This is a genomic window from Nostoc sp. DSM 114161 (genome assembly GCF_052692665.1).
Map to the genome: position 1 here is coordinate 7,788,541 of NZ_CP195141.1, position 26,317 is coordinate 7,814,857.

General features: G+C 40.3%; 22 protein-coding genes. 10 read left to right on the top strand and 12 right to left on the bottom strand.

Annotated elements, in window-relative coordinates; translation table 11 throughout:
• Positions 1–103 precede the first annotated feature (103 nt).
• Positions 104–496 (top strand): hypothetical protein, encoded by a 393-nt coding sequence (locus tag NSTC745_RS32615; protein WP_445634727.1) that lies wholly within the window; start codon positions 104–106, stop codon positions 494–496.
• 503 nt (positions 497–999) lie between these two features.
• Here the strand turns inward: NSTC745_RS32615 and NSTC745_RS32620 are convergent.
• Positions 1,000–1,134 carry a hypothetical protein gene (locus tag NSTC745_RS32620; protein WP_445638782.1) on the bottom strand — a complete coding sequence of 45 codons (135 nt, stop codon included), beginning with the start codon at positions 1,132–1,134 and terminating at the stop codon, positions 1,000–1,002.
• 657 nt (positions 1,135–1,791) lie between these two features.
• Here NSTC745_RS32620 and NSTC745_RS32625 point away from each other — a divergent pair.
• Together NSTC745_RS32625 and NSTC745_RS32630 are read left to right on the top strand one after the other, a co-directional pair.
• Complete coding sequence (locus tag NSTC745_RS32625; RefSeq protein WP_445634728.1) at positions 1,792–2,277, top strand: sensor histidine kinase; 486 nt, start codon at positions 1,792–1,794, stop codon at positions 2,275–2,277.
• A gap of 620 nt (positions 2,278–2,897) precedes the next feature.
• The gene (locus tag NSTC745_RS32630; RefSeq protein ID WP_445634729.1) at positions 2,898–4,046 is read left to right on the top strand and encodes a histidine decarboxylase; all 1,149 of its coding nucleotides are present in this window, start codon (positions 2,898–2,900) and stop codon (positions 4,044–4,046) included.
• 96 nt (positions 4,047–4,142) lie between these two features.
• Here the strand turns inward: NSTC745_RS32630 and NSTC745_RS32635 are convergent, their stop codons facing one another.
• The 4 genes from NSTC745_RS32635 to NSTC745_RS32650 form a co-directional block, all read right to left on the bottom strand.
• Positions 4,143–7,529, bottom strand: coding sequence for an EAL domain-containing protein (locus NSTC745_RS32635; protein ID WP_445634730.1), 3,387 nt, complete (start codon positions 7,527–7,529; stop codon positions 4,143–4,145).
• A 215-nt stretch (positions 7,530–7,744) separates the two neighbouring features.
• The gene (locus NSTC745_RS32640; RefSeq protein WP_096537882.1) at positions 7,745–8,629 is read right to left on the bottom strand and encodes a ParA family protein; all 885 of its coding nucleotides are present in this window, start codon (positions 8,627–8,629) and stop codon (positions 7,745–7,747) included.
• Between the two features lie 214 nt (positions 8,630–8,843).
• Positions 8,844–9,443 (bottom strand): cytochrome b/b6 domain-containing protein, encoded by a 600-nt coding sequence (locus NSTC745_RS32645; RefSeq protein ID WP_445634731.1) that lies wholly within the window; start codon positions 9,441–9,443, stop codon positions 8,844–8,846.
• 208 nt (positions 9,444–9,651) lie between these two features.
• On the bottom strand, positions 9,652–10,116 hold the full coding sequence (locus NSTC745_RS32650) for a cupin domain-containing protein (protein WP_445634732.1): 465 nt from the start codon (positions 10,114–10,116) through the stop codon (positions 9,652–9,654).
• A gap of 125 nt (positions 10,117–10,241) precedes the next feature.
• Between NSTC745_RS32650 and NSTC745_RS32655 the strand changes: the two genes are divergently transcribed.
• Positions 10,242–11,258: an AraC family transcriptional regulator gene (locus NSTC745_RS32655; RefSeq protein WP_445634733.1), complete on the top strand. Its 1,017-nt coding sequence runs from the start codon at positions 10,242–10,244 to the stop codon at positions 11,256–11,258.
• Positions 11,259–11,307: 49 nt separating this feature from the next.
• Here the strand turns inward: NSTC745_RS32655 and NSTC745_RS32660 are convergent, their stop codons facing one another.
• Positions 11,308–11,631 (bottom strand): acylphosphatase, encoded by a 324-nt coding sequence (locus NSTC745_RS32660; RefSeq protein ID WP_445634734.1) that lies wholly within the window; start codon positions 11,629–11,631, stop codon positions 11,308–11,310.
• 78 nt (positions 11,632–11,709) lie between these two features.
• Entirely contained in the window at positions 11,710–12,003 is a 294-nt protein-coding gene (locus NSTC745_RS32665) for a polyribonucleotide nucleotidyltransferase (protein WP_445634735.1), read from the bottom strand.
• A 201-nt stretch (positions 12,004–12,204) separates the two neighbouring features.
• Between NSTC745_RS32665 and NSTC745_RS32670 the strand changes: the two genes are divergently transcribed.
• Together NSTC745_RS32670 and NSTC745_RS32675 are read left to right on the top strand one after the other, a co-directional pair.
• Positions 12,205–12,582, top strand: coding sequence for a DUF1823 family protein (locus NSTC745_RS32670; protein ID WP_445634736.1), 378 nt, complete (start codon positions 12,205–12,207; stop codon positions 12,580–12,582).
• 313 nt (positions 12,583–12,895) lie between these two features.
• On the top strand, positions 12,896–14,578 hold the full coding sequence (locus NSTC745_RS32675; protein ID WP_445638736.1) for an alpha-amylase family glycosyl hydrolase: 1,683 nt from the start codon (positions 12,896–12,898) through the stop codon (positions 14,576–14,578).
• A gap of 496 nt (positions 14,579–15,074) precedes the next feature.
• Here NSTC745_RS32675 and NSTC745_RS32680 read toward each other — a convergent pair whose 3' ends face one another.
• Together NSTC745_RS32680 and NSTC745_RS32685 are read right to left on the bottom strand one after the other, a co-directional pair.
• A complete protein-coding gene (locus NSTC745_RS32680; protein ID WP_445634737.1) occupies positions 15,075–16,961 on the bottom strand; it encodes a tetratricopeptide repeat protein in 1,887 nt (628 codons plus the stop codon).
• Positions 16,962–17,334: 373 nt separating this feature from the next.
• The gene (locus tag NSTC745_RS32685; RefSeq protein WP_445634738.1) at positions 17,335–19,851 is read right to left on the bottom strand and encodes a tetratricopeptide repeat protein; all 2,517 of its coding nucleotides are present in this window, start codon (positions 19,849–19,851) and stop codon (positions 17,335–17,337) included.
• A 134-nt stretch (positions 19,852–19,985) separates the two neighbouring features.
• On the opposite strand from NSTC745_RS32685, the gene NSTC745_RS32690 reads away from it, so the two are divergent.
• Complete coding sequence (locus tag NSTC745_RS32690; protein ID WP_445634739.1) at positions 19,986–20,234, top strand: hypothetical protein; 249 nt, start codon at positions 19,986–19,988, stop codon at positions 20,232–20,234.
• A gap of 134 nt (positions 20,235–20,368) precedes the next feature.
• A complete protein-coding gene (locus tag NSTC745_RS32695; protein ID WP_445634740.1) occupies positions 20,369–20,692 on the top strand; it encodes a hypothetical protein in 324 nt (107 codons plus the stop codon).
• On the opposite strand, the gene NSTC745_RS32700 is transcribed toward NSTC745_RS32695, so the two are convergent.
• Positions 20,664–20,897: a hypothetical protein gene (locus NSTC745_RS32700; protein ID WP_445634741.1), complete on the bottom strand. Its 234-nt coding sequence runs from the start codon at positions 20,895–20,897 to the stop codon at positions 20,664–20,666. The genes NSTC745_RS32695 and NSTC745_RS32700 overlap by 29 nt on opposite strands.
• A gap of 26 nt (positions 20,898–20,923) precedes the next feature.
• On the opposite strand from NSTC745_RS32700, the gene NSTC745_RS32705 reads away from it, so the two are divergent.
• Positions 20,924–22,258 carry a cytochrome P450 gene (locus tag NSTC745_RS32705; protein WP_445634742.1) on the top strand — a complete coding sequence of 445 codons (1,335 nt, stop codon included), beginning with the start codon at positions 20,924–20,926 and terminating at the stop codon, positions 22,256–22,258.
• Positions 22,259–22,450: 192 nt separating this feature from the next.
• Here the strand turns inward: NSTC745_RS32705 and NSTC745_RS32710 are convergent, their stop codons facing one another.
• Positions 22,451–22,993 (bottom strand): hypothetical protein, encoded by a 543-nt coding sequence (locus NSTC745_RS32710; RefSeq protein ID WP_445634743.1) that lies wholly within the window; start codon positions 22,991–22,993, stop codon positions 22,451–22,453.
• A gap of 177 nt (positions 22,994–23,170) precedes the next feature.
• Here NSTC745_RS32710 and NSTC745_RS32715 point away from each other — a divergent pair, with 177 nt between their 5' ends.
• A complete protein-coding gene (locus tag NSTC745_RS32715; protein ID WP_445634744.1) occupies positions 23,171–23,746 on the top strand; it encodes a Uma2 family endonuclease in 576 nt (191 codons plus the stop codon).
• An 8-nt stretch (positions 23,747–23,754) separates the two neighbouring features.
• On the opposite strand, the gene recG is transcribed toward NSTC745_RS32715, so the two are convergent.
• On the bottom strand, positions 23,755–26,244 hold the full coding sequence (gene recG, locus NSTC745_RS32720; RefSeq protein ID WP_445634745.1) for an ATP-dependent DNA helicase RecG: 2,490 nt from the start codon (positions 26,242–26,244) through the stop codon (positions 23,755–23,757).
• Between the last annotated feature and the right edge of the window lie 73 nt (positions 26,245–26,317).

The window sequence follows — 26,317 nt, forward strand, 5'->3', positions numbered from 1 at the left end:
CTGAAGAAAAACTGATAGGATTGATTTAAAGACTTGTGGAATCTCTTCTTCGCAAACAGACTGGAACTGCATAAATTACTATCAACAACTTTCGGCTCACATTATGAACCGCTTTGCCTCTATTTTTCTCGCAGGCTTGATAGCTTCTGGTTCAGCTTTGGCTATTTCTCCTAAAGCTGATGCCTCTTATCTTGCTGAGTTAGATAGCTATAGCTATCATCACAACGATGATGGTAACTATGAACTTCAGAGTCGTCACTACAGGCATGGCGATCGCGATCGCGACTTCCGCAACATTCGTGACGATGGCCGTCGTTACGACCGCGACAATTATCATCGCGGTCGCTACCATCGCGACAACTATCGCCGCTATGAACGGGACAACCATCGCCGTTATGACCGCGACAATCGCCGCTATGACAGGGATAACGACCTTCGCAATATTCGTGACGATCGCCGTCGCTATGAACGCGATCGCTTCTGGAATCGTTATTAATCCCTCCGCTTTGATTTGTTAAGCTTGGTTCTATTTGCCGGTAGGACAGACACAATCTCTTTTTCCACTCATTCCAAAAGCTGACTTTTCACTCTTATTTAGAAAACTTTGCTTCTATTTCCAAGTAAGAAAGCTTGCTTAGGAGTTAGATTTAGCATTTGTTTTTGCACGTGACGTGAAAAGTCAGATTTCATCGATCGCAATTGCTGAATCAAAACTACAGCGAAGTTTTTTAATTATTTTTTTGGTGCTGGATAAATACCTAAATTTTTGAAAATGAACCGCAAAGAACGCATAGACAATTACCCTTCTCTTCGAGACGCTACGCGAACGGGATCTTGCTACGCGGAGCGTCTCGTAGAGAAGTGGCTTCCCGCAGGGTAGAACGCAAAGTAATAAATTGCACGCTTCAAACACAGAGGCGCACAGAGATTAAGAGAAATTTTTTGAGATTAGTAATTGCAACTCAACTGTTGACTTTTTATTTGCGCCTCTGGGTGAAACTAAATTTCTACTTCTAACAAAGTTTCCGCACTTTCTTTTACCAAACTGGTAACGCTGTGGCGCTCTTGGTTCCACTGCACGCGACTTTCCCAGAAAATTGCCGTATCCAGGATAATTTCGGCGCCATAATGCAAGTTACAACTAATAAATCTCCATCAAATACAAATTGCTAGAGTTTTTCTTCAATTTATTGCATACATCAGAACTGAGGTTTAAAAGTGTATGTTTTTGTGTTTGCTGCTGGTGAATGAAATTTGCAGTTCATCTTGCACTCACTCACCCTTTGTGCAATAAAGAATATCCTCTAAACCTTGTCATTCAGACTTTAAACTCTAACTACTGAGTTCTAAAATCTAAATGTCAAGCTTTTTTCTTGAAACTTTATAACTTTTTGTTCTTCTGCGAGAAGTGATATATTGGCATTTGAGCAGAAGAGCGTAAGGGAAAGGGGAGAATTGAAAAGGGATAGCAAGAAAAAACCCTTGTTCCAAATTGTACAATCCCCCGTCTTGCCTACGGCACGCTCCCCGAACATATGTGAAATAATTTAAAAGGTTTGTGTTGAGACACGTGATGCTATACATCAGGTGTTCATATTACAAGCCCTATCTTTAGATATGGGATTGTCACTTTAAACTCCATGCTGGCGATCGCCAAAGCACCGCAAAACGAAGTATACGACCTTTTGAGCGAACAACAGCGCCAGTTACTAAATAATCTCTAAAATAGCGCCAAGAATCTCTTGGAATTAATCAACCATCCTCGACTTAGCCGATATTGAATCTAAAAAAATGGAACTACAACTAGCTTCGACTTCAATTCAAGAACTATGTGACTCTTGTCTGAGCTTTGTTAAACCTCTGGCATTGCAAAAAAATATTCACTTGAGCGTACAAGTACCTGAAGAACTCACACCCATCCAAGTTGATGAAGAGCGTATTCGAGAAGCGTTCATCAACCTGTTAAGCAACGCTGTTAAATATACTCCAGACGGGGGCAAAGTTTGGATTGAAATCCAACCACACCCTACAAAGAAATATGTCTATTTCAGCATCGTAGATACTGGCATTGGTATTCCTTCCGATGACTTATTCCAATTATTCCAACCTTTAGAGCCGGATGAAAGTTCATACACCCGTCGTGCAAACACAGGTTTAGGATTACTAACTGTGCAAAGAATTGTAGAATCGCACGGTGGTAGTGTCCATGCTGAAAGTCAATTAGGCAAAGGCAGTAGATTCACAATCAAGCTTCCTTGGAAGAAGATGGAGGAGTAGAGAGTGGGCAATGAGGGACGCAAGGACGTGGGAACACAGGGAAAATTTTGGAACTAAAAAATAGGCTTTGCAAAAAATCTACCCTTGTGAGGGAGTGGGGGAGCAAAGGAAAACTTGCTACAAGTCTTTCCCTAAACCTCCGTAACTCTGATGTTTTCACACACAGAAATTTTAATAATGAAGCATATTTCATGACATAATCTGACAGTAAAACCAGACACGAAAGGAATTTCAAGCCTTTTGCCCTTTGGCTATTGCTTGTTCCCCACATAAGTGATTATCCGTATTTCATCCGAGTCAAGAGGCTGTGATACAAAGATGTACAGAGATATTAATAAGTGATTATCCGGAGTTAACATCTATTCGGGTTGAATAATTACAGTATTTTTCGATATTTACGTATTAAGAGTAGTTTGCTAAATTCTATATTCAAATATTTCTCAGTGGTCGAGCTTGCAAAGCTTAAAATACTATAAAAAATTTTTTCCGTATTTGCACTGATTTTATTTTTCATAATAAATCCGATTATTCCTAATATAAAAAAATAGTAAAGGAATCGGGTTTATATGTAGAACTTAGACTAAAACTTCCCTTGAATCAAAACTAAAGAAATGCAGAGTATGTCAGATATAGTTACTAAAAAGTTGGGAAATTTTTTGCAAGAGATAGAAAAGCGATCGCACTTTCATGCAGGTTATCCATACAATTTAACATGTGATTACAGTGAAATAGTCAAATCCTTTAACTACATGTTAAATAATGCTGGAGATCCTTATGTAGAACCAGATTTTGGCCTTCATTCTCGTCAATTTGAACAAGAAGTATTATCTTTCTTTGCCCAACTATATAAGATCCCCGAACATAAATTTTGGGGTTATGTTACTGCTGGGGGAACTGAAGGCAATTTATATGGAATGTTTTTAGCAAGAGAAATTTATCCCAACGGAATTCTTTATTCATCACAAGACTCTCATTACTCAATTCCCAAAGCAGCTAGATTATTTCGCATCAAACATCAAGTTGTAGATTCGCAAATTAATGGTGAAATGGATTACGAGCATTTTGCAGAACTAATTCGCCAAAATCGTGAGTATCCAGCGATAATAAATTTAAATATTGGCACTACTGTTAAAGGTGCGATCGATAACCTAGATAAAGTTATCGAAATCTTAGAGCGTTATAAAATTAAAAATTACTACATTCATTGTGATGCCGCGCTTTCAGGATTAATATTACCCTTTTTAGATGGCGCTCCTCAAGTTAACTTCCAAAAACCCATAGATAGCGTAGCTATTTCTGCTAAATTCATGGGTTCTCCATTGCCTTGTGGCGTCGTTTTAACTAAGAAGAAATGGGTAGAAAGAGTGGAAACAATGATTGAATATATTGGTTCCAAAGATACAACTATTCTCGGTTCTAGAAACGGCCATGCTCCTTTAATTCTCTGGTATGCACTGCAAAGCAGAGGTTATAACGGTTTAGCCAGAGAAGCAAAAACTTGTATTCGGAATGCTCAATATCTTTTTCAACAACTTCAATTGAGAGAATACCCATGTATGCTCAATAAATTCTCTACTACTGTCGTATTTAAAAAACCTTCTCAAAGGTTAATTAAAAAGTGGCAGTTAGCAAGTTTTGAAAATTGGGTACACATTGTAGTCATGCAGAATATTGATAGAGAGAAAATCGATACTTTTCTTGATGAACTTGTTTTAGAAGAAAGGTTGTTCGAGCAAGCAAAAGATTTACAGCTACAAGCAGTAAGCTAAACTATTATTGGGCATGGGGCATTGGGCATTGGGCATGGGGAGATGAAGGAGAAATAACTAATGACTAATGACTAATGACTAATGACTAATAACAATTTAGTTCCTTAAAAAGTCTTTGTAGCAAAAGTTAGCGGCAAGTAATCTTTCTACTTCTGCACTTTGCATCGGTGGTAAGAAGAAATATCCTTGTCCATAATCACATTGCAATGCCTTAAGTTGTGCTAACTGCTCTACAGTTTCTATTCCTTCTGCTGTTACAGACATATTCAAATTATGAGCTAACGTAACAATCGCTCGCACAATTTCTAAATTTTCTCCTCGACTACCTATATTGTTGACAAAAGAACGGTCAATCTTAATAGTTTTTATTGGTAGCCGATGCAGATAATTTAAAGATGAATAGCCAGTACCAAAATCATCCATATGTAACTCCACATTCAGCGCAGTTAACTCGGAAAGTACAGTATTAGCTAATTCAAAATTATCCATCAACAAACTTTCAGTAATTTCCAATTTTAAACTACATGGCTCTAGCCCAGTTTGCTGTAAAATCTGTTTAACTTGTTTAAAGATATCAGCTTGGGTAACCTGTTTACCAGAAAAATTGACGCTAATTGTCAAGTTTAACGAACTAGGAAATTGTTGATGCCATGTATGCATTTGTTGGCACGCTTGATAAAGTACCCATTGCCCGATACTAACAATCATTCCAGTTTCTTCTGCCAAGGGAATAAAATCTTGAGGGGAAACAATTCCTCGTTCTGGATGATGCCAGCGTATCAATGCTTCAAATCCAATAATTTTGCCAGTTATCAGTGAAACAATTGGCTGGTAGTGAAGGCGAAATTCCTCTTGCTTGAGCAGCAATGCATGTCGCAAAGCAGTTTCTAATTCTAAAAGCAAAGATGCACTCTCGTGCATTTTTTGATCGAACACCTCATAACGTGCTTTACCAAGTGCTTTAGCAGAGTACATCGCTACATCGGCATCGCGGATAATCTGCGCTGCTTGCTGATAATCTGGTTTACTCAAAGCAATGCCAATACTAGCATTAGTAAATACTCGATGCTCATTTAATTGAAATGGCAAGGCTAGTACCTTTTTAATGCGTTCAGCTATTTGTGTAGCGGTGTCAACATCATCAATTTCTTCAATTAAGATTGTGAACTCATCTCCACCAAAACGGGCAACTATATCTCCGGTTCGAACAACTGATTTGAGACGATGAGAAATCGCAATTAAAAGTTGATTTCCTAGTAGATGTCCCAAGCTATCATTCACAACTTTAAAGCGGTCTAAGTCTAAGAATAGTACAGCAAATAAATAATTTTTGTCTTGTTTATTACGTTCTATTGACTGCTGCACTCGCTCGATAAATAAACGTTGATTGGGTAACCCAGTTAGCCCATCATGAAGGCTATTGTGTAGTAATTGTTCTTGTGCTTCTTGACGCTTGATAATGTCTTGTTGGAGTTGTTGATTAACTCGAATAAGTTCAATGGTGCGTTCTAAAACTAGTTGCTCAAGTTGGCAACGGTATTGGATTAATTCTTCCTCTGCCAGTTTACGTTGAGTGATGTCACGTACAATCACAACATACTCTCGTAGTTGGGGATTAAATGGTCGTGAAACAGTGGATTCAACTATTCGTAGACCTTGGTTAATTTTTAAAGTTTGCTCGCTCCTAATAGACCATTGGTCAGGTTTGCCGTGATAGCACATTAACAGTTGATTCAAATTTTGCCCAAGCAATTGCTGAATACTCAATTCAAATAATTCTTCAGCAGCTGCATTTGTTTGACAAATCATACCGTTTTCATCTAAGACTAAAACAGTGTCTGGAACTGTATTGAGAGTAGTGATAAATAAGTTTTTTGCTTGTTTGCGTGCTTCATCAATGGCAACAATTTGTGGTAGAGTTGTCCAACAGGCGATCGCCACTCCTGCAAAAGAAAGCGTTACTAGTAAAATCGCTAATAAAGAGTTATGGCTATCATTAGTAACTTTGCCTAATAAATCCCGGATAAACCAACTGCTTGTAGCAGTAATGCAAATTAGTGATACTAAGACAATCACCTGTAAAATAACAAAGTCTGGATTGTGTTTACTAGACTTTGCATCATAAAGATCTGCCCAAAATTTTGGATACAATGCCGCAAAACTTACACGACCTAGCACTGCATCTCCTAACATCAAAAAAATCGGTAATAATAATCCTACTAAAAAATCTCTCCAATTCCAAGCTAAACCTCCTACTATCAGAACTATCGTTTCTACAAAGAAAAAGCTAAGTGACCACCAAGGCCATAATACCTGCGGTTGACCTCGACATAACCATAATCCTAAATGTAGCCCCATAATCGACAACAGATAACAAGTACCTGCAACCGTTACTAATTGAGATACATTCCCCAAATTTAAACAAAGCAAACTGAGAAGAAAGGTAACTAAAATCGCAGGTCCAAGAACACCTTGACGAGAAACTACTGTAAATATCTCAGAAACCTGTTCGTCTAAGCCAAGTTGATATAATATCCGAGGAGAATTAGAAACTGCCGTAGCAGAACTTAAAAGGCAAGATACAGTAATTAAAAGTGTTACTAAAAAAGAGGCATATTTTCCCCAAAAAGGTAAAGAAGCTGCTAGCAAATTTAAAAAAGCATCGTCGCCTATTGTTCGATTTGGAGTGGAACACATTAATACCCAAGAACTACCTAAAAATACTGGAGGAATTAAGTAAGCAGCCACCGTTAAAAATTTCAAAGTTTTATCTGGATTGTGGCTATCAGCAACAAAAGAAGAAGTAGTTTCACAAGCATAAATTGAATAGCTGGCCACAAAAAACCACTTTGCCCATTCTTGAAAGCTCAAGCTATTTATACTAATTACAGGCAAGTTAAAATTATTACTGGAGAAAGTTAACCATATTAGACCTTGAATGCAAAATAAAAATAGTAATAAAATGGCTGGGAATACAAAAAATAAGTGCAGCAACGCTAAAGCACGGCTACCACTGAAGGCCACAATAAAAGGAATCGCTGTAAATACAAATTTTAAAAAATTTTCTGGACAAACAATATTTAATGTTTGAAAATTTACTTTAATTAAGTTTGTCAAAATAATTGCGTAGAGTGCTGGTGCTGCTGCCCAACTAAAGAAGTATCCTAAAGCTACGTAACGACCTAAGTGAGGAAAGTTTTTTAATAGCCTTGTGGTGTAGTTCGGTGTTCCTCCTGCAACATTTGACCAATGTCTACCTAAACTTTGTACCTGCAAATTAAGTAAAAAGGAGACGATGGTACCAAACAACCAAACTAAGATAGCTTTAGACCCTAATGCTGCATGAATAATCGGGGCAGTACCAATCCATCCAACATGACCCGTCAACCCAAAACCCCAGGTTTCCAGATAACTCAGAGTACGCGGTAAACGCATTCGCAAGGGCTGGTTTTTCTCTGTCTGTAGAGAATCATTACTAGTCATTGTTTCTTAGCTAGATTTACTGGCCTTTTCACTCAATAACTGAATCTAGCTATTATAGCTACAGTATAAGTACTGGATTTAGAAAAAGATAAGCTTAATTATCACCAAATTTTATTTTTTTTATATTATTTTTCTATATAAAAATCGACCAATAAAAATTCCCTAAATTCTTTGACAATTAGGGAATTTTGTTGTTTATGAATGATTAGTTAGGACTACAGTTTTTGCAATAACTCCTGAGTTAATTGAAAAAATGCTTTTGAACCAGGCGATTGAGGGGCATTTAAAACAGCTGGCATAAAACTATCAACAGCCTTAGCAACATTAACATCAACTGGTATTTGTACCTTACAAATTTTTTCAACACCGAAATCTTCAACAACACGGTGCATCACTTGTTTATAATATCTACCAGTCAGTAGATTGGCACTAGACATACTAAAGACAATTCCTAGCATTTTTATATCTATCTTGGTTTCATTTCCGTGGCTATCTTTTAATTGAGCAATCCGCCTTTCTAGTAGTTGAATACCCACTACAGATAAAGGTTCGGGTTTCGCAGGGAGTATGTAGAAATCGCTGGCTGCTAAAGCACTACGGGTTAAAAGATTATAACCGGGGGCGCAATCAAGAAGGATAAAATCGTATTCTTGCCGCACAGGTTTTAAAATGTTGTTTATCAAAACTCTTTCAAAGCGATTCCAAATCGTTTCAAAGTCTTGTTCGCCTAAAGCAGTTGCTTGTTGATGCAGCATTTCCGACACAACAAATTCATCATACAAATCGATATCTCCCGGTAATAAATCTAGTCCAGGAAGATTACAAACCTGGGAATGAATAATATCTTGAATTGTCAGCTTTGCTTCTGGTTCTGGGTTGATAACCTCATCTATGAGATATCTAAATGTTTTACTTTGTTTGCGACGCTTAGCAAAATCTAATGGTGACATCAGACTAAGCGTGGCGCTAATCTGGCTGTCCAAATCAAGAACAAGCACCCGCTTGCCATGATTTTTAGCTAAACACGTAGCTAAGTTGACAGTAAGGGTGGTTTTACCAACGCCACCTTTCATATTTGCAGTTGCAATTACATATCCCATCGATCGAGTCCTTTGTTAACGCATTCCCATCTAGGTAGCGTATACCCCTGTGGATCTATCAAATCTTCCATTAAATTTAATATTTTGACACAAAAATACTAACTGTAGGTTGGGTTATCCTGCGGGATCTTGCTACCTTCGCCAACCCAAACTACGAAACTCCTGACTCCAAGTTAATACTCAATAGTCAGCGTTCCCAATGTCCTTTTCTTTTTTACCAAAACATTGATTCTGTAAGTTCAGAACCCCCTGCTTGACGCCCTAAGAAATAGTGAATCACTGCAAATAAAATAACCATTGGTACTGAAGCAAAGTGAACAATTCTTAACGCTTGCCAACTCCCAAAACAATCTACAATCCAATGAAATTGAGCGGGTTTATACATTCCTATTCCTGTAAATATTGCTAATAGTAAAATTGGAATAATTGCTGTATATGTGAGACGATGCCAAGCATAAATGAGTCGCTTGTAATTTTGAGTTTTTTGTAATGCCTTGAGGTCGTTAGCTCCTACAAATCGATGCCGCCAGCGCCGGGTAATTAAAATATAAATTCCATACCACAATAGATTCAATGAAAAGAGCCACATTGCTGCAAAATGCCAATGTCTACCTCCTGCAAGCCAACCTCCCAAGGTAAATATTGGTGGAATGTGTAAGCCTGCACGTCCACCAAAAACAGGGTTGGCGTTGTAAATTTGTAGTCCACTGGCGAGCATGAGAAACAGACTAATGATGTTACACCAATGAAATATTTTCGCTGCGATCGCTTGGTTAGGTATTTTCCGAGGTTTGGTAGAAATGCTTGAAGTCATAGATTTTAGTTTGAAGTCGGAATTCGGGAGTGGGGAAGAAATCTTTTCCGTCTCTCTTCCCACACTATCTTACTTATTTGTATTTAAGTAATGACCGATCTACGTTCAAAAAATGAGCAATTGTAGCTAAAACTGCGACTATTAGCTTTTGTACAAACACTGGGGGGCCAACGATGATGGTGTCTGCTTTTTCGAGCAGCAAGGCAAATTACAACAGATTTGTAGGGGTTCCTTTTTTATTTACCTTGCCATCGATCGCCAGTCCATACAAAGATCGCAGAAAATGTTCAAATTCACCAGCTGGTCGAACTTCAGAAGTGAAAGTCACCCAATCATTAGATGTATTGCGGAAACTATGATGCCTACCTGGAGGAACTTGCAATACTTCTCCCGGCTGCAATACTTTAATATTTCCTTGTTCGCCAACTTCCATTTCCAGCGAACCGCTCAAAACCTCGAAGATTTCTGTCTTAGTATCGTGATAGTGTAGCGGGCTACCTTGCGATCCGGGTGGCAGTTGAAACAGGAATTTTACATACTCTCCATTGGTATCATAAGTTGAGCGAAGAATCGTCATACGATCGCCCGTTACAGGATTCTTAGTTTCTTCGTTGTTTGAGTCTGCGGTGAAAAATGCGTCAGTAAAGTGAGGGTCTAATTTTGCAGATATCATTTTCAGAAATTTCCTTGGCGTTATTCATACTCTCAAGGTATGCTGTCTGCAAAATCTTGAATTGACATCCTGCGCCAAAGAATTGACCGAAGACGCCGATTTAGAAAACTCCGCCTGAATGCTTTATGAAAGAGGCTACTTTCTCCGTCTCCATTGTTCGAGATATCGTTCAATATGCAGCAACCTACGGCGTAGATGCGAAGAAGTTGTGTGATGCTGCGGGAATTGAACTAGCGCTGATAGATCTGCCAGATCGGCAGATTACTGGAGCGCCCCTAAAAGCTTTGTGGCGTGAAGTAGTTAAAATGACAGGTGATGAAAACTTCGGCTTGCACTTAGGGGAAGCATTTAATGTAGCTGCGATCGGTATTGTCGGCTATGTACTATTAAATTGCAATACATTCAAGCAAGTTCTAGAAAAACTCTCTCGTTACACTAATTTATTCAGCCAAGGAGTTTACATTAATTTTTCAGTTTTACAAGGGCAAGTATTATGTGATTGCGAAATCGTAGACCACTTAAAAAATTATTTATTAGAAGAACCCCGACACCCCATAGAAAGTACCTTTACTGCCTTGATGGCTGCAACAAAAATGCTCGCAGGAAAGCAGCTTTATCTCCAGACAGTTTGGTTTCAACATCCACGCCCAAATGATATTTCTGAATATCAGCGGATCTTTTCCACAGATATACGTTTTTGGGCACCAACAAATCGAATAATTTTTGATGCCAACTGTTTAGATTGGCCAGTTTTATCAGCCAATCCCAGCCTGTTGTCTATTTTTGAACAACATGCAAAAGCCATGTTAGACGAGATGAGCCACGAGAAAAGCTATAGCAACCTTGTTATTCAAGCAATTTCTCAACACTTAAAAGGAGAAGTTCCTGCAATCAAAACCATTGCTCGCAATCTAGCTATCAGCGTCCGTAACTTGCAGCGAGAATTGCAAACAGAAGGTACTTCATATCAACAACTTTTGGATGCGACGCGCAAAGAATTAGCACTAAGACATTTAAAAAAAACAGATACTCCAATAAATGATGTAGCTTTTTTACTGGGCTTTTCTGAACCGAGTGCCTTTAACCGCGCCTTTAAACGATGGACAGGAAAAACCCCAAGGGCATACAGATCTGTTGACTAAGAAATTTATTGCTCTCCCCATCTCCCCATCTCCTCATCACCCCATCTCCTCATCTCCCCATCTCTCCATTCGCAACTCCCCGCTTCACTTCAAATCCCCGCAACCCTTCAGGTTCTTCGTACTCAACAGCAACCTCTTTTACTACAGCAGCAGGTGGCCCGGAGTGACACCAGCGAACCATCTCATCTACAATCTCTCGTGCCCCTTCAAAAACTGCTTCTACTCGACTATCAGGGAGATTCCGCACCCAACCAGTTAATCCTAGCTGGCTAGCTGTATCCACAGTGGCGTAGCGATAGCCTACTCCTTGGACTCGGCCAGAAATGAATACATGGGCGCGGACGATCTTTGGCAGTGCTGTGGAATTCTGCATAGACTGGTCTGTTCTTTACGATTTCCAGTCTACCTAGTTTTGTATACACAACCTGTTTTTAACTTGAATTTGCTCCCATTAATCGCGGTCTTCATCTTCATCGTCGTCTTTACGGCGATGTCTGTACTCGCGGTCTTCATCGTCATCTTTGCGGCGATATCTGTAGCCGTAGTCTTCGTCCTCTTCGTCTTCGCTGCGATATCTATACTCGCGGTCTTCATCGTCGTCTTTGCGGCGATGTCTGTACTCGCGGTCTTCATCGTCGTCTTCGCCGCGATAACTATATTGGGTGCGATCGCGATTATCCCATTCTTCATCGCGTTGTTTCTGTTTGTTACCGACTATATTCTTAAACAAATCGCCTATTCCCATAATTTTTTCCTCCTGAGGAAAGCGAATGCCCTAATCTAGGGTCACTTTTAGTAGTTTGTCTAAGGCTTGTAGCAGATAAATCTTCCAGCGGGCGGAGATAAAAATAAAATTGCCCCTATCTTTGGAAGTGTAATAGGCTAATCTTAAAGGTTTTCTTAGATTCTGATTTCTGGATTCTAAATTCTCAATTTTTATTTACTTATGTCTAATCTGCCACCACTCAATACAGATACAATTTGGGCAATTCTCAAAGATGAACTAGATGATGCTACAGTTAATCACTTGCTATGGCATTATTTGGGCTATCGCTATGATTCATCAACTGGACAATGGGATAATAGCCAAGTTGCTCCAGAATGGCAGGACGAGTACCCACAACCACCAGATTTTATTGAATCTCGCCCCGCAACAGTCAAGTTAACTCGTTCTATTCCTACTGAAAATAAGCGATCGCTCAAAGAAAAACTAGGTTTCAAAGGTTACAACATTGGTGAATTTGGCCCACGGCAAACTCGTAGGGCTACAGCAGCAAATTGGTTGTTAAGTTATCTGCAACAAAATAGCACAACAATCGATTGAAACAAACTTTATAATTCCTAATTGAGAATTCAGCAATGTCTGAATTAGAAGATTTATAACCGTATTTTTTGATTCTGACTTTTGAATTCTGAATTCTCAATTTTACTTAAATTGTTTTTCTTGAAAATTATTTTTATTTTTATTCCATTAATTTTTAATAAATTAATAATATAAAAAGCCAAATTTAAACAAAAACAGCTAAGTTCTTGAAATATATTTCTAAATTATTCCTGAAGATAGAAGCACTATTTATTCAATTCATTCTCTAGAGCGATTCGCAAATTTAATTAATCGTCAGAGAATATTTCTATCAATCCTCGGTCTTACAAACACTTCTATGGCAAAGCCAGTTGAATTTAATTTATTTGCGCCATACAACAAAGGAGCCGCATTAATAGGTTCTTTTTCTGATTGGAAAGAAATTCCAATGGAGAAAGGTGAGGATGGCTATTTCCGCACAAGTGTTGAATTAGAAGATGGCGATTATCAATATAAATTTCGAGTTCAAACAAATTCATGGTTTTTTGAACCAGAACAATGGGTTGAAGTCACAGACCCTTATGCGACTGATATAGATGAAGTGGGTGGAAAAGATAACGGTATTGTCCGTATCAAAGATGGGGAAAGAATTGTTGATACATACGTTTGGCAACATGATGATAAGCCCTTACCTGCTGACCATGAATTGGTAATTTATGAACTGCATGTTGGTGATTTTTCTGGCGGTGAAGACGATCCTTATGCACGAGGAAAATACAAACATATCGTTGAAAAATTAGATTATTTGTGTGAATTAGGAATCAACGCTATTGAGTTGATGCCAATAAAAGAATATCCTGGCGATCATAGCTGGGGTTATAATCCTCGTTATTTCTTTGCAACGGAATCTAGTTATGGTTCTACCGCTGAATTAAAAAATTTCATTGATGAGTGCCATGCTAGAGGCATTCGTGTAATTAATGATGGTATTTATAACCACTCAGAAGCATCTAGCCCGTTAACGCAAATTGACCACGATTATTGGTATCATCACTCTCCCCGCGACCCTGATAATAACTGGGGGCCTGAGTTTAATTATGAACATTACGACGAAAATTTAGATACTTATCCAGCGCGGAAATTTATTGGCGATACAATCCGTTTTTGGATTCAGGAATATCATATTGATGGTATTCGCTATGATGCAGCGCGGCAAATTGCCAACTACGATTTCATGCACTGGATAGTGCAAGAAGCCAAAAATGCTGCTGGGCCGAAGCCTTTTTATAACGTCGCCGAACACATTCCTGAAACTACCAGCATTACCAATGTCGATGGGCCGATGGATGGTTGCTGGCATGACAGTTTTTATCACTGCATTTTAGAACATATCTGCGGCGATACATTTGATTTAGAACGCCTTAAAGATGTTATTGACTGCAAACGTCAAGGCTTTATGGGCGCTACTAATGTAGTAAATTACCTCACCAACCACGACCACAATCATCTCATGGTTGAATTGGGTAACCGTGAGATTTTTGATGAAGAAGCTTTTAGGCGGATTAAATTAGGAGTTGCTATCCTAATGACTGCTATTGGCGTGCCTTTAATTTGGATGGGTGAGGAATTTGGTGAGTACAAACCCAAACAACCGGAATCAGCTAAAATCGATTGGACGCTGTTAGGGAATGATTTAAATCGTGGTTTGTTTGAATATTACAAAGGCTTAACTAATCTGCGTAAAAGTAATCATGCTCTCTACACTGAAAACATTGACTTCATCCACGAAAATCCAGAGGCAAAAGTATTAGCTTATAGCCGTTGGAATGAAGAAGGTTCTCGTGTAGTTGTGGTGGCGAATTTCTCAGAAAATTTCCTAGCTGGCTACCATATTCCTAACTTTCCTGATGCTGGTACATGGCACGAATGGACGGCGAATTATGATGTCGAAGCTGGTGACGATGGCATCATCATTGATTTGGGGCCATACGAAGCTAAAGTGTTTGTGTGGCAGTAATTAAAGATATTAGTTTTCAGGCAACATCCCAATAGCAGAAAACAGGGGCGAAATATCGCCCTTTTTATTGCTTGCAGTTAGGTAAAGATTTCTACAAGGGAAGCGTTAATACAGTATATTGCTACTTTGTGAGGTACAGATCGTTGTAGGGGCACAATATAGTGCATTGGTGTCAACTTAACGTGAAACCCTGGTGAAAACGTGATGAGCGAGTTCTACTCACTTACCATCAAGATCCGCGTTACCCCACCCCGGTTTTGCTGGCGCAAAACCTCCCCTCCCCTTGCTAAGGGGAGGGGTTGGGGGTGGGGTAAAATGCCTGTGGGATAAGCGTTTGAGCTTAAGTTGACACCAATGAATATATTGTGCCCCTACCCATGTACTTCATTTACCTGAAATACGCTGTATAGCAACACCCAAGGTGGTTAGGACATTAATAGATGATAAAACTTAGATACAAAACGAAAAGTCGGAGCGGCGGTTTCCGCCGAAGCGATTATGTTTCTCTTAAAAAACTTGCATAATTCGCCCGAACTGTCATGGTAGTAGGATGACTGACACCTAAAGTCCGTTCGCAAATTTTCAAAGCTTGCTCAAACAGTGGTTTGGCTTTCCTGTAGCGTCTTGTATGACGGTAGAGTGCTGCTAAATTATTCAGACTAATGGCGACATCGGGATGGTTTTCTCCCAAGAGACGTTTAGTCAGTTCCAAAGCTTGCTTATAAAAGGGTTCGGCTTCGCTGTAGCGTCCTGTAGATTCGTAAAGTTGTCCTAAATTGTTCAAGCTAGTAGCAACATCGGCATGTTCTTCTCCCAGCAGCCGTTTTCTCAGTTTTAAAGCTTGCTTCAGCAAGGGTTCGGCTTCGCTATAGCGTCCTGTAAAACAGTACAATGCTCCTAAATTGTTCAGGCTAGTAGCCACATGGGGATGTTCTTCTCCCACTAAGCGTTTCCAGAGTTCTAAAGCTTGCTGATACAAAGATTCGGCTTTGCCATAGCGTCCTATAGATTCGTAGACTACTGCTAAATAGCTCAAATTAGTAGCGACATCGGGATGTTCTTCTCCTAGCAAGCGTTTTCTCACTTTTAAAGCTTGCTCAAATAAAGGTCTGGCTTCGTTATAGCGTCCTGTAGATTCGTAGAGTAATGCTAAATTGTTGAGGCTAGCAGCGACATCAAGATGATTGTCTCCCAAGAGGCGTTTTGTCAGTTCTAAAGCTTGCCGATACAAGGGTTCGGCTTCAGTGTAGCGTCCTGTAGATTCGTAAAGCCCTGCTAAATTGTTGAGGCTAGCAGCGATATAAGAATGTTCTAAACCAAGATGATTTTGAGTTAGTTTTACACTCCGTTGCAACCAAGATTCTGCTTGCTGATAAAGTCCTTGACCTTGATAAAACGAAGCTAATTTAGTAAACAAAGCGATGAGGTTTTGATCGTTGAGATACTGAGATAGGTGGGTTGCAACTTCTGTAATGTGCGGAATATGTGGAGTGAAATTGACAATATCTTCAGGGTTAGGCTGTTGCGGAATTAGCTTTGCTACCTCTAACATCATTGCTGCAAATTTAGTTTTTGCTTCATCCGCTTCTTTTGAATTATCTAATTTTATTCTGAGAAGTTGCCGAATTAAGGGATTTAAAAGATAAATTACTTGACTTTTGTGTTGTAGCAAATGCAATTCCAGTAAATCGGCGATCGCTTTTTGATTGAGTTGTTGTTTTTTCTCGTCTTCTATCGTCTCCACAGATAAAGGAATGTCAGCTAAAGCACACAAACTTAAGAAACAGCCAAAGCTTTGTGCATTCTCATCTAGTTGTTCCCAACTCAATTCAAAAGCTTCAGCTACACCGTATTCGTAATGCATCAATGAGTTAGCATTGGCTACGGCTTCATGTTCCTCTCGCTTTTTCTCTAGGCGCTTTAGCAGTATTTCTAAAGACAAATCCGGTATTTTATTGAGATATCGCCCCACTAACTCTAATGCCAAAGGTGAATATCCCAAAAATTTACAAATTCTTCTAGCAACCCAAGGTTCTTGTTGCAGTCTTTCTTGAACCACTAACGATTTTAATAGTTTTATCGCCGCTAATGGTTTGAGGACATCCAATTCGCTATTATATTTTGCACTCAGGTAAGCTTGTAACTTTTCTAGTTTGCTCTGACTTTTGGAAATAGCTAATTCAGGATAATTCTGGGCAAATTTGTCATATAGCTCGCCCATCCACTTTTTAAAAGTAGAGATATCAACGTTTAATTCGCTGGCAACTTGAGCTTCTGTTTTACCTAAGTTTTCAGTCTTAAAATAGTTTACAAAAGCTACCGTCTGTTCGAGAGATAACCCAGTAGTAGCAGCTTCTTTGGCTAGAAAATTAGCCCATTGCATAATAGTTTGTTAACTTTATTTTTGATTCTACTTTGTCTCGATTTGCAAATCTTCTCTCTTTGAGGGAAATATACATTTGTATAGAAACGTTTTAAAGCAGTGACCGCCTTTAGGCATTGTCAGTTGACCTTCAGAAGGTCAATGTCGAGCCTCAGAAGGTCAAAGCATTTAGAACTTAAAACGCCTGAGATGTCTATGACGACCTACGCCTACGCGCTTCGATCGATTGCTATGAGAATCGAACCGCAAAGGAAGAGAGAAGAAGGAGCGATCGCTATTTGAAGGTAGAATTGATGGGCGATCGCTTTTAAGCTTTAAACTACAACTATTGTGTACCATCAATTTGGTGCGGTTTGGAGGAAAGGGGCGATCGCTAGCGATATGCTTCTCTTAAAAACCTTGCATAATTTCCCCGAACCGTGATTGTATTGGGATGAGCTACACCTAAAGTCTGCTCACAAATTGCCAAAGCTTGCTGATACAGGGGTTCGGCTTTGCTGTAACGCCCTGTATGAAAGTAGAGTTCTGCCACATTGTTAAAGTTCTTGGCCACATCAGGATGTTCGTCTCCCAGCAAGCGTTTGATCAATTCTAAAGCTTGCTGTAACAGTACTTCGGCTTCGCTGTAGCGTCCTGTATGAAAGTAGAGTAACGCAAGATTATTCAGGGTAGTACTGATATCGGGATGTTCTTCTCCCAGCAGGTGTTTTCTCAATTCTAAAGCTTGCTGATACAAGGGTTCGGCTTCCCTGTAGCGTCCTATAGAATTGTACAGTCCTGCGAGACTGTCCAAGCTAGTGGCGACATCGGGATGTTCTTCTCCCAGCAAGCGTTTTCTCAATTCTAAAGCTTGCTGATACAAGGGTTCGGCTTCCCTGTAACGTCCTGTATATTTGTAGAGTTCTGCGAGATTGTTCAGGCTAGTGGCAACATTAGGATGTTCATCTCCTAGCAAGCGTTTGCTCAGTTCTAAAGCTTGCTGATAAAGTGGTTCGGCTTCCCTGTAGCGTCCTGTAGATTTGTAGATTCCTGCAAGATTGTGTAGACTAACGGCGACAAAGGGATGTTCATCTCCCAGCAAGCGTTTGCTCAGTTCTAAAGCTTGCTTATACAAGGGTTCGGCCTCCCTATAGCGTCCTGTATATTCGTAGAGTCCTGCAAGATTGTGCAGACTAGCGGCGACAAGGGGATGTTCATCTCCCAGTAAGCGTTTGCTCAATTCTAAAGCTTGTTGATACAGAGGTTCGGCTTTCCTGTAGTGTCCTGTAGATTTGTAGAGTCCTGCGAGATTGTTCAGGCTAGTGACGATATGAGGATGTTCTAAACCAAGACGATTTTTAGTCACTTCTACACACAGCTGCAACCAAGGTTCTGCTTGCTGATAAAGTCCTTGACCTTTATAAAACCAGCCTAAGCGTGTGAACGGTGTGATTAAATCCTCGTCGCTAAGATACCGAAATAAATAACTTGCAAGTTCTGCAAGGTGCGGAATATATAAAGTGAGGTTGAGAATCTGTTCACGGTTAGACTGTTGAGGAATTCGTTTTGCTACCCCTACCGCTTGCGCTGCAAAGGAAGTTTTTACTTCATCTGCCTCACTTGACTCATCCAGCTTCATTTGGAAAAATTGCCGAATCAATGGATGTAACTTATAAATTCCTTTACTTTGTCGTTGTAGCAAATGCAATTTTAGTAAATCGGCTATGGCTTTTTCCCATGCTTCTTGTTGTTGATCATCTTCTATCGCCTCAACAGGTAAGGGAATGTCAGCCAAAGCAAACAAACTTAATCCACAACCCTTCTTTTGTGCATTTTCATCCAACTGTTCCCAACTCAGTGCAAAAGCTTCAGCCACACCACATTCATAACGCATCAATGGGTTAGCCTTGGCTATTGCTTCGTGTTCCAGTCGCTTTTTCTCTAGCCGCTTCAGCAGTTTTTCCAGAGACAAATCTGGCATTGTATCCAGATATCGCCCCACTAACTCTAACGCCAAAGGCAAATATCCTAAGAATTTACAAATTTTTCTCGCAACCCAAGGTTCGCTTTTCAGCCGTTCTCTATCAACTAGCGATTTTAATAATTTTATCGCCGCCAACGGTTTGAGAACACCCAAAGGTAATTGCAGCAAAGTTCTATCAAACTCCAGGCGCGTTGTCAGCAATACTTTAAACTGGGGTGATTCTGGTGGTAAATAAGGCTTAACCTGTTTTTTGTAGTCGGTGACATCATCAAACACCAGCAGGACTTCACCTTTTTCCCAATTCTGCCAGCAGTATCTCAGCCTATCTGCTAATTCCCAGTCATCCGGTGCAATGAGTTTAAATTTTAATTCAGCAAATCTCAGAATTTGAATTCCGACATCAATTCCCTGTGCAGATAACCAGCAAACCCCACCTTGGTAATTCTGCAAGTGCTGTTTCGCATATTGGGTAGCGAGTTCAGTTTTCCCGACTCCACCCATACCCGCCACAGCTACAATTGCAACTTGCCGAGATGTTTGTAATTTCTGGTGCAGTTCTTCTAGTTCCGTCTCACGTCCCACAAATTTTTTAAATGGGACAGCAGGCGGAATATTGTGATGAATTTCTTTAATAGTTGATTGGGCATCTTGCCCCCCATTATATTTCTTTGTCAGGCAAGCTCGTAACTTTTCCAGCTTACCCCGACTGTTAGAAGTGTCTAATTCAGGATAACTCTTGGCAAACTTGTCATACACCTCAGCCATTCGCTTTTTGAAAGCAGCTGCACCAATGTTTAATTTGCTGGCTAGTTTCGCTTCACTCTTTCCTGAGTTTTCAGTTTTTAAACGCTCTACAAAAGCTGCCGTTTGCTCTGGGGATAAGCTATTAATAGCAGCTTCATTGGCTAAAAAATCAGCCCATTCCATAGACAGCTTGTGAGATTTCTTCTCGATTCTACTTAATTTCTACTTTTTTTCCACTTTGTCTCCATTTCTAGGGAATTTCCTCTTCTTTGGGCAGAAATACGATTTGCATAGAAACATTTAGAAGAGGTTCAGCCATGAAAACTGCTTTAACAAATCCAGTCAACGCTAATCAAACCACCCAAACTTCCCAATTAATCACCGCCTCGCCAACGTTAGTAGAAAATCCATCTACTTGGATGCGAAACGGAGACAGTCCAGGCGAAATTATCCTTGCAGTAGCAATTGTGACTTCAGTGTCCATCGCCGGAATTGCCTCTGTGATTGTTGCGATTACAGGTTTAGTTAAAGTTTTAGTACACCCAACAAGGGAAAAAAACAAGTAATAGCACTGCTAAAGGTAAATTTTTTGCTTCGTTGCTATCCCGCCTTGGAATCAATTCCAAGGCTAATAGTCTAAGTCCGTTCAAACGGACTAAATTTTAGTTAATTTTAGTCTCCGAACTTCAACGTTGAGCCTTTGATCCTCGAAGTTGCACCTTTTATCCTCAACGTTGCACCTTTGATCCTCGAAGTTGCGTCTTTTATCCTCAACGTTGCACCTTTGATCCTCGAAGCTGCGTCTTTTATCTTCAACGTTGCACCTTTGACCATCGAAGTTGCGTCTTTTATCCTCAACGTTGCGCTTTTTATCCTCAGGTTTGGTGTTCGGAACTCGAAACGACTAAGCTATATCTACAGCAGCCTACGCCTAAGCTGTAATAATATGAATTATTTCGCGACTATTGGCGATCGCAGCGCTATATTTGCCTGTATTATGTCATACGCACCATCTCAACACTAGAACCGATTCTTCCTGAATCTGAAAGATGCTGCTGGCGATACTGACAAATAAAAAAATATCCAATCAACTCTTGTAAGATAGGCGTCTCGCCTTTAACCAAAGGCGCACAAAATCGCCATCCCACAAAAGGTAGATAAATTAAGTAATTAAAAAATCTCACTTGATAACCACTATAGCGATCGCACCTCTTAAAATTAATTACCATAGCTAACTGCTGGAGGTACTCTAAATATGAGGCAGCTAAAGTCCGCCGAAGAAATACCTGGTACTTATGGCTTGCCCTTCTTGGGCGAGACGTTGGAAATCTTCCGCGATTTAGAACTCTATATATGGCGACGATTTCATCAGTATGGTTTGGTTTTTAAAACCAGGGTACTCGGACGTAAACGTGCTTATTTAATTGGCCCTGATGCTAATCGTCTGGTGTTGGTAGAACAAGCAGAGAATATGTCATCGCGCCTCGGCTGGTATTTCCTGGAACCGACATTTGGCAACAATATTTTATTACAAGACGGGGAAGAACATCGGGTAACTCGTCGCTTAGTGTATCCAGCCTTTCATGGAAAAGCGATCGCTACATATTTCGACACAATTAAAAATATAGTGGAAGATTTCCTCAAAGATTGGGGAGAGAGCAAAACAATTTCTTTAAATTCTAGTTTCCGTCAGTTAACCTTAAGAGTAGCTACTCGCCTATTTTTAGGAAGTGAAAACGAAAGCGAAGTAGAGCAAACTAGTAAGTGGTTTACACAACTAATCGATAGCAGTTTGGCATTAGTTAAATGGGATGTTCCTTTTACTTTATATGGTCGCGGTCAAAATGCCAGGAGGAAATTAGTAGCTTTTTTGAATCAAGCGATCGCTAAACGTATCGAACAGGGTAATTTAGAACAATCAAAAGATGTTTTAGGATTACTATTAGCCGCTGTTGATGAAGACGGCAATAAATTAAACCAAGCACAAGTAATTAACGAAGCATTATTACTGTTGTTTGCAGGACATGAAACCACAGCTTCCTTGCTCAGTTGGGTAATATTTGAATTAGGTCATCGTCCAGAATGGCGAGAGCGACTGCGTAAAGAACAGTTAGCAGTTGTGGGAAATAATCCTCTAACTCTGTCCCATCTCAAACAATTTCCAGACTTAACCAACGTCCTCAAAGAAGCAGAACGCCTTTACCCTCCAGTCTATGTCTATAATCGTGGCGTCCTCAAAGACATTGAGTATGCAGGCTATCGCATTCCCGCTGGTTGGTTTGTGACAATTTCCCCAATGCTGACTCACCGCCTACCAGAACTGTACACCGATCCCGATCGCTTCGATCCCGACCGCTTTGCACCACCTCGCGAAGAAGATAAAAAGCATCCTTTTGGACTAATCGGTTTTGGTGGTGGTTCCCACAGTTGCTTAGGCATGGAATTTGCCCAAATGGAAATGAAAATTGTGCTTTCTACACTACTTCGCCATTACGATTGGACAGTAAAACCTGATTATTCTACAGTTACTCCATACTGTAAAGCTTCTAAAGTTAAAGACACTTTAGAAGCATATATTACAGTGCTTTGATATTTTGGTATTACTAATTTCTATGAAAGTTATTATACCGTTTCCTAATCTGCAGAGGTACAAATCTCTGCGTACCTCTGCGCTTTACTTTGCGTCCCTTTGCGTTTCAAAATATTGTCTGTATCTCACTTAACTGGGAATTGCTATAGTTGTGTAACCAAAACCATTGTACAGACGTAAAATTTTACATCTCTACTGTCTAGCTGCTATCAAATGCTGATGTACTAAATACTCAAATTGATAAAGATAGGCAGCAATAACTACTTGAATGAAGATTGAAATTGTTTGCAAATGTGGTACTTCATTCTTAAATAAAGTTAATAAATTAAATAAATCAGGAGACGGCAAGAAAAGCCCTAAAATACCAAACGCTATTACCGTTGAGAAAATATTTACTGACCAACCATATAGTCCTTCCCACCAACTGAGCAAGCTGGGAAAAACTCCTGGGGCTGATTCTGTTTCGGGTACTCGACTTTCTGGGAAGAAGTTATCCAAAAACCGATGCAGCCAATGGTGAACAAATGCTACCACTATGATGGGGGACAGTTGGGCTACCAAACTAAATAAATATATTAACTTGAGAAAAATCACCCTGGGTAGCAAATGAATCAGCATGAAAATAATCATTCCCAGATAGGCGATCGCATATTGTAAACCAATTATTAATAAAATAAGAGCGATCGCATTCACCCAAAACCGAGGAGTAGGAATCCAAGAAGGCCAATTTTGCATAATTTTTTTTAGAATGTTTGAAAAGCTGTAACCCTAGCTGAATTTGATAATTTTGATGAAGTTTTGTCAGCAAACATGCACCATACTCAAAATTTGGAATGTGAAATACTTATAGTGGCAAGACTCCTAAAAATCATTTCAATACTAATCTACTGGTAGCAAAATTAAAAGGCAATTATGACTGCCCTAATTCTTAATCTCAGCCCCACAATTGAATTAACAGATGAGCAATTCTTCCAACTGTGTCAAAATAATCGAGATTTGCGACTTGAGCGCACGGCAGAGGGAGAATTAATTATCATGCCACCAACTGGATGGGAAAGCGGAAATCGAAATTCAAAACTAACAGCCCGGTTAGAATTTTGGGCTGAGGCTGATGGTACGGGGCTGGCTTTTGACTCTTCAACGGGTTTCAAACTTCCTAATGGTGCAAATCGGTCTCCTGATGCGTCTTGGATAAGCCGCCAGCGATTAGATGCCTTAAATCCAGACCCCAACAGATTCTTACCAATGGCACCCGATTTTGCGGTGGAATTACGCTCTGCTTCAGACAGCTTAAAAACCGTACAAGAAAAGATGCGGGAATATATTGAGAATGGTGTGCGTTTGGGTTGGCTAATCGATCCCCAAAACCAACAAGTAGAAATTTATCGCCCAGGAAAAGATGTTGAGATTCTCCAATCGTCTACTAGTTTATCAGGAGAGGATGTATTACCTGGTTTTGTGTTGGATCTAGCACAGATTTTGAATTAAATATCCTCTTACGTCAAAATCGCCCCGCCCATCAACCGCTGATACCGATATTTCAACTCTTCTTTCATCAAAGCCCAGCGCTCCAAAGTAACATCCATCTCTATAATTTTCTCGGCTGCTTGACGTGCTAAAAGTAAAACTTCTTCATCTTCAACCAAACTTGCTAAAGTAAAATCCGGCACTCCAGATTGACGAGTTCCCAGTACTTGCCCAGGCCCGCGAAAACGCATGTCCATTTCCGAAATGAAAAAGCCATCCTGGGACTGTTCCAAAACCCTTAATCTTTGTTGTGCATCAGGATTTCTAGAACTGCTCATCAACAAACAGTAGGATTGAGCCGCGCCACGACCAACGCGCCCACGTAATTGGTGCAACTGCGATAATCCAAATCGCTCTGCATTTTCAATGAGCATAACTGTAGCGTTAGGCACGTCTACACCTACTTCCACAACAGTAGTCGAAACTAAAATTTGTGTTTCGTTATCGCGAAATTTAGTAATCGCGTCGTCCTTTTCCGCCGAACTCATGCGACCGTGCAGCAGCCCCACCTGAAAATCTGGAAAAACACTTTCTTGTAACTTTTGATGCTCGTCTACCGCCGATCGCAAATCTAATTTTTCTGATTCTTCCACTAACGGCAAAACTACATAAACTTGTCTGCCTTGGGCAATTTCTCGACGCATCAGGTCGTAAGCATGGTTGCGTTGCTGGCCTGATAGCATAGTTGTTTGTATCTTTTGTCGTCCTGGTGGTAACTCATCAATTTGGCTAACGTCTAAATCGCCGTGTATCGTTAGTGCTAAAGTTCGGGGAATCGGAGTAGCTGTCATAGTTAACACATGGGGTTGTTCGCCTTTTTGCTGTAAACGCGCCCGTTGCTCTACGCCAAAGCGGTGCTGTTCGTCAATGACCACTAACCCCAAACGCTGGAAATTCACAGGGTCTTGAATCAAGGCATGAGTTCCCACTAACAGCGGTAATTCACCCGTTTCTAAGTGAGAATGTATTTGTCTGCGTTTAGCAACTTTAGTAGAACCCGTCAGTAATTCCACTGGTAAATGCAGCAGATTAAACCAGCTAACTAACTTGCGATAATGCTGTTCTGCCAAAACTTCTGTAGGAGCCATCAGCGCCGCTTGGTAGCCGGATTGAATTGCTGCAAGGATAGCCAGCACCGCAACCACAGTTTTACCGGAACCGACATCGCCTTGCACCAAACGATTCATTGGTGCGGGTTTTTGCAAATCATTGAGGATATCATTGATGACTCGTTGCTGCGCTCCAGTGAGTTTAAAAGGTAGAATTTCGTAGAATTTTTCTATCAGTTGACCGCGTGGTGCAAGGATGGCGGCCTTTTGAATTGCCTTTGCTTGTTGTTGACGTTGCAGTAAACCGAGTTGCAGATAGAAGAATTCATCAAAGACTAGGCGACGCCGAGCGACTTGCAGAGTTTCGCCATCCTTGGGAAAGTGGATATTGGCGATCGCATCTTTCAATTCCATCAAAGCATATTTCTGCCGCAAACCACTTGGTAAAGGGTCTTTCAACTGAGCCGCAGCAGGTAAAGCAGCAATTACCGCTTGTCGCACTGCATTCGCCACTACTCCCTCAGTCAATGCATAAATTGGTACTACACGCCCAATATTTAGCGACTCAATGGGATCTCCTGGATTTGCCAAAACCTCTAATTCTGGATTATCCAGCGTCAACCCGTATTTAGTTTCTTTCACCAACCCGCACGCCGCGACAATACTACCTACGGGATAACGGCGTTTTAAACTTTCTTGCCAACCGCGACTACTATAACGCGTACCTGCGTAAAAACGCCCAATTTTAATTTGACCGCTGTTATCTTTGACTAATAGTTCTAAAATTGATAATTTCTGATTCTTCGGGCTAGTAAAGCAGTTGCAACGCTTCACCGTCGCCACTATTGTCACCGTTTCACCCGCCTGTAACTCACGAATATTCACCTGACGCGCATAGTCAATGTGGTCGCGGGGATAATAAAAAAGCAAATCGCGGACGGTATATAAACCAAGACGCGCTAAATTATCAGCTCTTTTAAAGCCTATTTCCGGTAAATCACTCAGCTTTTGCTCGATTTTCGGAGCAAGCCTCCTACTCACCTCAGCAACAATTGGAGATGTCGGATTTTGAGTTTTGGATTGATAACTTCTCCCCTGCTCCCCTGATCCTCTGCTCCTCTGCTCCCCTTTCTCGTCCTCCTGCTGTAGCTGGTGAAGATACCTACGAGTCTCTGCTACCAAGTGTTGCCTTTCTTCCAATACCAAATGTGGATAACTAGCAAATTGCACCGCTAGTCCTTGCCAACGCCGGCGTTCGCTTTGGGGTAAGCCTGCGGGAAATTTTCCCAAAGTCAGGCTGAGAAATTCGCTGAAGCGGTATTGTCTGCCCATCAAATCTGTAAAGCCATGTTCGGCTTCTACTGCCAAAGCTTTATGCAATCGTATCCAATCTGGTTTTTCATTAGTCATTAGTTATTAGTCATTAGTCATTGGTCATTAGTCATTGGTCATTAGTCATTGGTCATTGGTTATTTGCAAAGGA